The organism is Arthrobacter vasquezii, assembly GCF_029455255.1.
GTDB classification, from domain to species: Bacteria; Actinomycetota; Actinomycetes; order Actinomycetales; family Micrococcaceae; genus Arthrobacter_D; species Arthrobacter_D parietis.
The window spans coordinates 1-9,840 of record NZ_JAROKN010000078.1; the positions used below are offsets into that span (position 1 = coordinate 1).

Below are 9,840 nucleotides of genomic sequence, written 5' to 3' on the forward strand. Positions count from 1 at the left end.
TCCGGACCGGCGAAGGGGGCCATGCCGGCACGGTCATCCTCTTCGGCTCCCGCGGAAGCGACGTCCTCGTCGGCCGCAACGTCTGGTGCAGGCGCAGCCTCCGGTGCGCCGGCAGCAGTCTGAGCGTCCTGGCTTACGCCCGTTCCAGCGCTCCCGGAATCGGCGAAGTCATCTGCAGGCCCCGCGCTGCGTGTTGCTCGACGGCTGCGCGTCGGGCGGGATCGGCGGGGAGCTTCTTCGGCCGCCGGCACTTCGGGAGCACCGGCAGACTGAACATCCGGCGCAACAGTTTCCGTGGCAGCAGGCTCAACTGCTGCTGGGGGTTCTACTGCCGACCCTCCGGTAGCCCCCTCCACGGTGGCTGCCTTCGTTGCCACACGACGACGGCGGACGGGCCGCTCCGGCGAGGAACCGGTCTCATCCGGCGCCTCCGCTGAGGCCGCGGACGGCTCAGGACTCACATCGGTCGCGGATTTGCGGGTACGCCGGGTGCGCGCGGGCTTCTTTTCTGCTGCGGGTGCATCGCTCGAAAACTGGCCCTCTTCGACGACAGCTTCGCCGGTCGGGGCGTCAGTAGAAGTTCCGGAAGCACCGGCGTTTGAACCGACCGACGGCGGCTGGGATGGGGACTCGGGCAGGCTGACCTCAGGCTGTGACGCCCGCCGGGAAGTCCGGCGGCGCGCGGGTTGCGCGGCCTCTTCACCGTCAGCGGCCGCCGGTACGGCTTCCGGAGGCTCAGCTACGTCCTCATTTTTCCTGCGGCGGGTACGCGGCGCCTTGAGCACCGGCGCTTCCTGCTCAGCTGTGTCCGTCAGGACCTCTGAGGTGTCTGATGCGTTTGTATCCATATTCGGCTGTGCTCCACCCCCGCGAACGGCGTCCACATTCCGTCGCCGCGAGGCGCTTGGTCGGGTGTCCGCGGCGTGAGTGCACGCGCCACCCGGAAGTCGTTATTGTATCGTTCGAGGTCGCGCCAACCATGGGGCGCGGCATCACTCGAAGACCAGTGGCGCTTTTCCTGCCCGATCGCTGAAAACCAGCGCGGGTCCTGCCCGGCGGATTCTGCGGGGTTCACCATGAAGTGCCAAATCCGCAGGAGCGTCGCCGGCAGAACCGGAAGCCTGTCACTGGACCGGCACCGGAATGTGGTTCCCGCACCAGCCACGTTCATTGTCTCACACGCCCATCACCACCGCCTGTACCGGCCGCTAGACTCGCTGGTGGCAAACAAGCCGGCACAGCGATACCGAGGAGGGGCGCATGCCCGAGGACGCCCGGACAGAGCCGGCGGGTTGGAGCGGAAGCACTCAACCTGCGTTGGCCGGCGACCGCGGTATGGCGTGGTTGATGGCCGTGTGCGGCGTCGTCGGCTTTCTGGCCTCGGGGCAACTGGTCCTGGAACGGATCGCGCTGTACGAGAATCCGAACTACGTGACGTCCTGCGACATCAGCCCGTTTGTCTCCTGCGGCGAGGTGTTCCGCACCTGGCAGGCGGCGTTGTTCGGGTTTCCCAATCCGCTGATCGGCCTTGTTGCCTTCACGATCATCCTCACGACGGCGATGGTCCTGTTCTCGGGTGCGCGTCCGGCCCGCTGGTACTGGCGCGGCCTGCAGATCGGAGTCAGCCTCGGGTTCATTTTTGTCGTCTGGCTTTGGAGCCAGGCGCTGTTCGTGATCCACATCCTGTGCCTGTACTGTATGGCGGTGTGGGCAGTTCTGATCGTCCTGACTGTCCTGCTGACGGCGCGGAACATCATCCGTGGAGATCTTCCGGCGCCCGGAGGCATACGGCGGTTCCTTGCCGAATGGGCCTGGCCGCTCACCGTGCTGCTGCTCGTAGCGACCGCGGCCTCTGTGTTCTTCAGTTTTTCCCGGGCATTCCTCGGCTGAGCTGTGTCCGGCGGGTTAGAGCTTAGGCAGCTGACCCGTGGCCGAAGGCACCTCACCGGGCAACGGACGCGCCACGGGCACCTTGGTTCCGAGCACCTGCTCCACTGTGTCCTGTGCAACCTTCCGGGCAGTCAGCCCGACACGCTCCAGAACCTCGCTGCGTGAGCCATGGTCAAGGAATTCCACCGGCAGGCCAACCTCGTTGAGTGCCGTATCCACGCCGGCAGAGCGCATCTCCTGCCGAATGCGCGAACCGACGCCGCCGGCACGCACCCCGTCCTCGATGACGACGACGATGCGGTGCTCGGCAGCAAGCTCTATGACTGAGCGGGCCACCGGCAATACCCACCGCGGATCGACGACGGTGGAACTGATCCCCTGGGCCCCCAACCGGTTGGATACATCAAGCGCGAGTTCGCTCATGGCTCCGACGCTGACAATCAGGACATCATTCTGGCGGGAACCGGCCGGTCTGCGGCAAAGGACGTCCACCCCGTCGGAGAGCCGTTCAACAGCCTCAACCTCGACACCGACGTTACCCTTCGAGTAACGCACCACCGAGGGTGCATCGCCGATGGCCACCCCCTCGCGGAGTTCCTCCCGAAGCCGGGTGGCATCACGAGGCGCCGCCAGATGCAGCCCCGGTACGATCTGCAGCATCGAGAGATCCCACATACCATGGTGGCTCGCGCCGTCCGGCCCGGTAACTCCGGAGCGGTCCAGCACAATGGTCACGCCCGCCTTATGGAGGGCGACATCCATCAGAAGCTGATCGAAAGCACGGTTCAGGAAGGTGGCGTACAGCCCGATCACCGGATGGAGGCCGCCAAAAGCCATGCCGGCTGCACTGGTGAGAGCATGCTGTTCCGCAATGCCGACGTCGAACACCCGGTCCGGATGGTTCGCGGCAAACTTGTGGAGCCCGACCGGAATGAGCATGGCGCCGGTAATGCCGACGATGTCCTGCCGCTCATCGGCTATGGCCGCAATTTCCTCGGCGAAAACCGAGGTCCATGACTGTACTCCCCCGGCGCCGATCGGCTCGCCGGTTTCAGGATCAATGATTCCGACGGCGTGGAACTGGTCTGCTTCATCGGCACGTGCGGGCGCGTAGCCGTGGCCTTTCTCGGTAATGGCATGGACGATGACCGGACCACCATAGTTTTTGGCCTGGGTCAGTGCGTGCTCTACCGCAGCGAGGTCATGACCGTTGATGGGGCCAATGTATTTCATGCCCAGATCCTCGAAGAGGCCCTGGGGCGCCCACCAGTCCTTCACGCCCTTCTTGGTGGCGTGCAGGCTCTTGTAGGCGAAGCGGCCCACTGTACCGCCGTTCTGCAGCTTGCGCTTCCACCAGTCGAGGGTGCCCTCATACACGCGGTGGGTACGCACCGTGTCAAGGGTTGGCCGCAGTGAGGCGAGGTAGTCAGCAACCCCGCCGATTGTGGGTGCGTAGGAGCGACCGTTGTCATTGACGACAATCACGACCCGGCGCCGTTGGTCAGCGGCGATGTTGTTGATCGCTTCCCAGGCCATTCCGCCGGTCAGGGCACCGTCGCCGATCAGGACAACGGCAGTGCGATCCTCCTCGCCGTTCAACACGCGCGCCCGCGAGATGCCATCCGCCCATGAAAGCGACGCCGAGGCGTGCGAGCTTTCAACGACGTCGTGGACTGATTCAGCACGGGAAGGATAGCCCGAGAGCCCGCCCTGCTGGCGCAGGGAATCAAAATTCTGACGTCCGGTCAGGAGTTTGTGCACATAGGACTGGTGCCCGGTGTCAAAAACAATGCTGTCGCGAGGGGAGTCAAACACCCGATGAATGCCGATTGTCAGCTCGACAACGCCCAGGTTGGGACCCAGATGGCCGCCGGTTCGCGACACGGTACGGATGAGGAAGGCACGTATCTCCGCTGCCAGGCGGGAAAGCTGCTGTCCTGACAACCTGGTGAGGTCTTGTGGGCTGTGGATGGTCTCCAGGAGTCCCATCGCGCCTCCTTCTGCTACTTGTGATTCACGGCACCGGTGCGTTCTCACACGCTGTTAACTCTAACGCGGCCTGCCGCCCAGCCGTGCCCGCGGCCGTCGCGCGCCGCCGGTGCAACACAAAACACGCCGCTCCCAATACCGGGAACGGCGTGTTTTGCATGGACGGGGGCTCGGTCAGGACGCTGCTGCCAACTGGCGCAGGACGTACTGCAGAATTCCGCCGTTGCGGTAGTAGTCAGCTTCACCCGGCGTGTCGATGCGGAGGACAGCATCGAAGGTGACCGGACTACCGTCCTCTTCCGGAGTGGCGGTCACCTTGACGGTTGCCGGCGAGTTGCCGTTGTTCAGCTCGGTGACGCCCTCAATGGCAAACGTCTCAGTTCCGGTCAGTTTGAGCGTTGCAGCATTTTCACCGGCAGGGAACTGCAGGGGCAGCACACCCATACCGATGAGGTTTGACCGGTGGATACGCTCGTAGCTTTCTGCGATGACGGCCTTGACTCCGAGCAGCGCAGTGCCCTTGGCAGCCCAGTCACGCGATGACCCTGAACCGTATTCCTTGCCCGCGAGGACAACCAGCGGTGTCTCTGCGGCCTGGTAGTTCATCGCGGCATCGTAGATATAGGCCTGCGGTCCACCGGTCTGCGTGAAGTCGCGGGTGAAGCCACCCTCTACTCCATCGAGCAGCATGTTGCGCAGCCGGATGTTTGCGAAGGTGCCGCGGATCATTACCTCGTGGTTGCCGCGGCGTGATCCGTAGGAGTTGAAGTCCTTACGGGCTACGCCATGCTCGAGGAGGTAACGGCCCGCCGGGCTGTCGGACTTGAACGATCCCGCGGGGCTGATGTGGTCGGTGGTGACGGAATCACCGAGCTTGGCGAGCACGCGGGCTCCCTCAATGTCCGCTACCGGCTCCGGTTGGGCCTGCATGCCCTCGAAGTACGGAGGCTTGCGCACGTAGGTGGAGTCCTCCGCCCAGGCGAAGGTGTCGCCCTCCGGGGTATCGAGCGCCTTCCAGCGGTCATCGCCGTCGAACACTCCCTCGTAGCCCTTTGAGAACATGGCCTCGTCAATCGAGGAATCGATGACCTGCTGCACTTCGGTGGGGCTCGGCCAGATGTCCTGCAGGAAGACGTCGTTGCCTGACTCGTCCTGTCCGAGCGGATCATTCTCGAAGTCGAAGTCCATGGTTCCAGCCAGCGCGTAGGCAATGACCAGCGGCGGCGACGCGAGGTAATTCATCTTGACGTCGGGGTTGATGCGGCCCTCGAAGTTCCGGTTGCCCGAGAGCACTGCAGCAACCGAGAGGTCGTTGTTCTGGATCGCGTTGGAGATTTCCTCCTCAAGCGGACCGGAATTGCCGATGCAGGTGGCGCAGCCGTAGCCCACGATGAAGAAGCCAAGCTTTTCCAGGTACGGAGTCAGCCCGGACTTGTCATAGTAATCGGTGACAACCTTCGAGCCGGGTGCCACGGAAGTTTTCACCCAGGGCTTCGAAGCGAGGCCCTTGTCCACGGCATTCCGGGCGAGCAGCGCCGCGGCCAGCATCACTGACGGGTTCGAGGTGTTGGTGCACGAGGTGATCGACGCGATGCTTACTGCACCGTGGTCGAGGATGAATTCCCGCCCGTCCGCCATATTGACCTTGACCGGCCGGGACGGCCGTCCGTTTGCCGATGCTGCAGCGGAATGCTTGAGCGTGGACGTCATGGCAGGGACGTCTGAGGCCGGGAAAGACTCCTCGAGCGCCTCGTCCAGCGCTGCGTCATCAGCGTTACCGGTGTAGTTGTGGATGTCCTTGCGGAACTGCTCCTTGGAGTCCGTCAGGGCGATGCGGTCCTGGGGCCGCTTTGGCCCTGCGATGGAAGGAACAACGGTGGACAGGTCCAACTCGATGTACTCCGAGAAACGGATCTCACGCGAGGGGTCATGCCAGAGGCCCTGTTCCTTGGTGTAGGACTCCACGAGCGCGACACTCTCTTCGGAGCGACCGGTGAGGCGCAGGTACTCGAGCGTGACGTCGTCGATGGGGAACATGGCGGCCGTTGAACCGAATTCCGGGCTCATGTTGCCGATGGTGGCGCGGTTGGCCAGCGGAACCTCTGCAACGCCTTCGCCGTAGAACTCAACAAACTTCCCGACGACGCCATGCTTGCGGAGCATCTCCGTGATGGTCAGAACTACGTCGGTTGCCGTTGCGCCGGCCGGGATTGAGCCGGTGAGCTTGAAGCCGACGACGCGTGGAATCAGCATCGACACGGGCTGGCCAAGCATCGCGGCCTCGGCCTCGATGCCGCCGACGCCCCAGCCCAGCACGCCCAGGCCATTGACCATGGTGGTGTGGGAGTCGGTGCCGACGCAGGTGTCAGGATAGGCACGCAGCGTACCGTCTACCTCGCGGGTCATGACCGTACGCGCCAGGTATTCGATGTTGACCTGGTGCACAATGCCCGTTCCGGGGGGAACAACCTTGAAGTCATCAAAGGCGGTCTGGCCCCAGCGCAGGAACTGGTAACGCTCGCCATTGCGCTCGTATTCAATCTCCATGTTGCGCTCGATCGCCTCGGAATTGCCGAAGACGTCGATCTGCACGGAGTGGTCGATGACCATTTCAGCAGGTGCGAGCGGGTTGACGCGCGCCGGATCTCCGCCGAGCTCCTTGACAGCTTCCCGCATGGTGGCCAGATCCACGACACAGGGCACGCCGGTGAAGTCCTGCATCAGGACGCGCGCCGGAGTGAACTGGATTTCGGTGCTCGGCTGGGCGTCTGCGTCCCAGTCTGCGAGGGCGCGAATGTGATCCGCAGTGATATTCGCGCCGTCCTCGGTGCGCAGCAGGTTCTCGAGCAGAACCTTGAGGCTGTACGGAAGGCTCTCGGCGCCTTCAACTGCATTCAACCGGAAAATCTCATATTCGGCACCGGCGACGTCTAGTACGCCTTTGGAACCGAAGCTGTCCACACTACTCATGTCAGGACTCCTCTCGCCGTCTTCTATCCTTGTTCCGGCGGGCGCGAGCTGCTAGTTAGGAGTACCTAAGACTCCAGCAGGAGCAGGTGTCGGGTTTTCGCGTCGATCATAAGGCCGCGAAGTCCACGCGGAACAACATTTTCATCCTATCGGTATGCAGCGATCGAGCGCTCACTCTCCGCGGAAGACTGCCACCGACTCCATGTGGTGCGTGTGCGGATACAGGTCAAGCACGCGCAGGGATTCAAGGCTCCATCCCGCCGCCGTGAAGTAGGCGGCATCGCGGGCGAAGGAAGCCGGATCGCAGGATACGTACACCACCGACTTTGCGCCGGTTCCGGTCATGGCCCGAACGACCTCCCTGCCTGCACCGGCCCGCGGCGGATCCAGCACGACGGCGTCCAGATGCGGCCGGCGCTCACGCAGCACCTTCTCCACCTTGCCCTGCACGATATCCACGTGGGCACGCCCGTGGAGATTCCTCCGCGCGTCACGGCTCGCTGCCGATGATCCCTCGACGGAGAGGACGGAACCCGCCTCACCGACGCGTTCCGCGAGCGCTGCGGTGAACAATCCCGCTCCGGCATACAAATCCGCCAACCGCAGGCCGGGCGCTGCATCGAGGCCCTTGAGCACCGCCGCTGTCAGGACCGCCGGGGCACTACGGTGGATCTGCCAGAAGCCCTCTCCGGTGACCCGGAAGCTATGGTTTCCAACGGTTTCACGCACCCAGGTCTTACCGCGGAGCTGCGTCAGCGAGCCCGTTTCAGGGTTCCACGCCGCCACCGACGCGCCCTGGATTTCCTCAGCTACCGCCCGGATCCTGCGGTTAGGCCGATCCTGTCGGGTCTTGAGCAGCACCAGCGGCTCATCATCCCCGGACCCCGCGGCGACTTCCACTCCATCCAGGCCGCTGAAGTCCAGGTTCCAGAGCGCCAGGCCATTGATCGCAGGAACGGCCAGCGGCATATCGGCCACCGGAATCAGCACGTTCGAGCGGTGCTCATGCATGGCAAGATGCCCGTCTGGATCGACGGCGAAACCCACCCGGGTGCGCCATCCCAGCCCGTCCGGCGCTTCATCGGGAACCGGTTCGACGGTGATGTCGCGCTCGATCTTTCCAAGGCGCGCAAGCTGCTCCGAGAAGATTTCACTCTTCAGACGGCGCTGCGCGGACAGGTCGATGTGACCGAATTCCGCGCCTCCCACCGGACGGGTGCCGCGCAGTCCGGCGAGGCCGGCGTCAGCCAACGGCCATGGGTGGTTCACGCGGTCGGAAGAGGACTGGACCACCTCCGTGGCGTCCGCGCGCCAGAAGCGGGCGTCGTCGTCGTGCTCGGTCAGGCGTGCCTTCACCACCTCTCCGGGCAGCGCGTGGCGCACGAAGATCACCCTGCCCTCGTGCCGGGCAACGCAGTGCCCGCCGTGGGCGGGCGGACCGATGGTTAGTTCGAGTTCTGGGTTCTGGGTCACCTGAGGTCCTGGGATTCGCGGGCGGCGTCGGAGGATGCCAACTGCCATGGCACGCTTGCCACCATAACCCCCGGCTCGAAGTGCAGCCGGGTCTTGATGCGCAGCGCGGTCTGGTTGTGGACCAGCTGCTCCCACCATTTACCGACGACGTATTCCGGGATATAGACCACAATGAGGTCCCGCGGCGAATTCCGCCGCATGGACTTGATGTAGTCCATGATCGGCTGGATGGTGTCCCGGTAGGGCGAGGCGAGGACGGTGATCGGCACCGGGAGCTCGAGCCGGTCCCAGTCCTCGAGCGTGCGGCGGGTCTCTTCGGCGTCGACATCAACCACGATCGCATCAAGTTTTGAGGGGCGGGACGCACGGGCGAAGGCCAGCGCGCGCAGGACCGGCTTGCGCACATGCGACACGAGAATGACGGCGTGGACCCGTGAGGGCAGGGCGCGGGCGGAGGCGGCGTCGTCGATCGCAAGTTCACGCGCCACCTGGTCATAGTGCTTTTTGATGCTGAGCATGACCGCGAAGAGCACCACCATCGCAAGGACTGCGATCCAGGCTCCGAACTCGAATTTGGTCACCAGGACCACCACGAGCACTGCGGCGGTGAGTACAAATCCGATCGAGTTGATGGCGCGGGACTTGTTCATCTGCCGGCGGTGCTTCTTGTCGACGGTGCTGCGCAGTTCCCGGGTCCAGTGCTTGATCAGCGCGAGCTGGGTGGCGGTGAAGGAGACGAAGACGCCGACGATGTACAGCTGCACCAGCTGGGTGACGTCCGCCCGGAAGACAACGATCAGCGCAATGGCCCCGAGACCGAGCGCCATGATGCCGTTGCTGAAGGTGAGCCGGTCGCCGCGGGTACGCAGCTGACGTGGAAGGTATCCATCCTTGGCGAGGATCGATGCCAGCACCGGGAAGCCGTTGAACGCTCCGTGCGCGGCCAGCAGGAGGATGAGCGCAGTCGCTGACACAACCACGATGAACGGCAGGCTTCCGCCGTCGAAGATGGTTCTGGCAAGTTGGCTGATCACCGGATTCTGGACGTAGGAGCCTCCCACGGGTTCACCACCAAGCAGCAGCTGCTCCGACGGATTCTGCACCACATGCACGCGGGTCGCGTTCGCCAGGTAGATAACCCCCGCCGTCATCGCCGACGCGACCACGCCCAGGACGAGCAGCGTGCTCGCTGCATTGCGGCCGCGCGGCGGTTCGAAACTCGGCACGTTTGCGCTCGGTGCCTCCACGCCGGTCAGCGCAGCCGCGCCCGAGGAGAACGCCCGCAGGATGAGCAGCGCTCCGGCCAGTCCTACCAGACCGCTCTCGAACGCCGGATCCGGAATGATCTCGAAGCGGGCACTCGGCGCCTCCCCCAGCGTCCCGGAGAGCCGCTGCACGATCCCGGCCACGCAGAGCGCGAGGATCGCCGCCATGAAGATATAGGACGGGACGGCCAGGACCCGTGCGTCCCGTGTGAATCCCCGCAGGTTCACAAGCACCAGAACGACGACGGCGCCC

Annotated in this window: 5 protein-coding genes and 1 pseudogene; 1 reads left to right on the plus strand and 5 read right to left on the minus strand. The window is 64.3% G+C overall.

The window, feature by feature from the left end:
• Positions 1-848: pseudogene (locus P4U43_RS16530) on the minus strand (hypothetical protein); the annotation flags it as partial.
• 412 nt (positions 849-1,260) lie between these two features.
• Between P4U43_RS16530 and P4U43_RS16535 the strand changes: the two are divergent.
• The gene (locus P4U43_RS16535; protein ID WP_277359709.1) at positions 1,261-1,890 is read left to right on the plus strand and encodes a vitamin K epoxide reductase family protein; all 630 of its coding nucleotides are present in this window, start codon (positions 1,261-1,263) and stop codon (positions 1,888-1,890) included.
• Positions 1,891-1,905: 15 nt separating this feature from the next.
• Here P4U43_RS16535 and dxs read toward each other — a convergent pair whose 3' ends face one another.
• The 4 genes from dxs to P4U43_RS16555 form a co-directional block, all read right to left on the minus strand.
• Complete coding sequence (gene dxs / locus P4U43_RS16540) at positions 1,906-3,879, minus strand: 1-deoxy-D-xylulose-5-phosphate synthase (RefSeq protein WP_277359710.1); 1,974 nt, start codon at positions 3,877-3,879, stop codon at positions 1,906-1,908.
• Positions 3,880-4,053: 174 nt separating this feature from the next.
• On the minus strand, positions 4,054-6,849 hold the full coding sequence (gene acnA / locus P4U43_RS16545) for an aconitate hydratase AcnA (RefSeq protein WP_277359711.1): 2,796 nt from the start codon (positions 6,847-6,849) through the stop codon (positions 4,054-4,056).
• 171 nt (positions 6,850-7,020) lie between these two features.
• Complete coding sequence (locus tag P4U43_RS16550) at positions 7,021-8,322, minus strand: class I SAM-dependent RNA methyltransferase (protein ID WP_277359712.1); 1,302 nt, start codon at positions 8,320-8,322, stop codon at positions 7,021-7,023.
• A partial coding sequence (locus tag P4U43_RS16555) for an APC family permease (protein ID WP_277359713.1) occupies positions 8,319-9,840 on the minus strand: 1,522 nt, incomplete at its 5' end. The genes P4U43_RS16550 and P4U43_RS16555, both read right to left, overlap by 4 nt.

Excerpts from the sequence above, each read along its gene's own strand:
- acnA (WP_277359711.1), bottom strand. The coding sequence starts at position 6,849 with ATGAGTAGTGTGGACAGCTTCGGTTCCAAAGGCGTACTAGACGTCGCC.
- P4U43_RS16535 (WP_277359709.1), top strand. The coding sequence starts at position 1,261 with ATGCCCGAGGACGCCCGGACAGAGCCGGCGGGTTGGAGCGGAAGCACT.
- dxs (WP_277359710.1), bottom strand. The coding sequence starts at position 3,879 with ATGGGACTCCTGGAGACCATCCACAGCCCACAAGACCTCACCAGGTTG.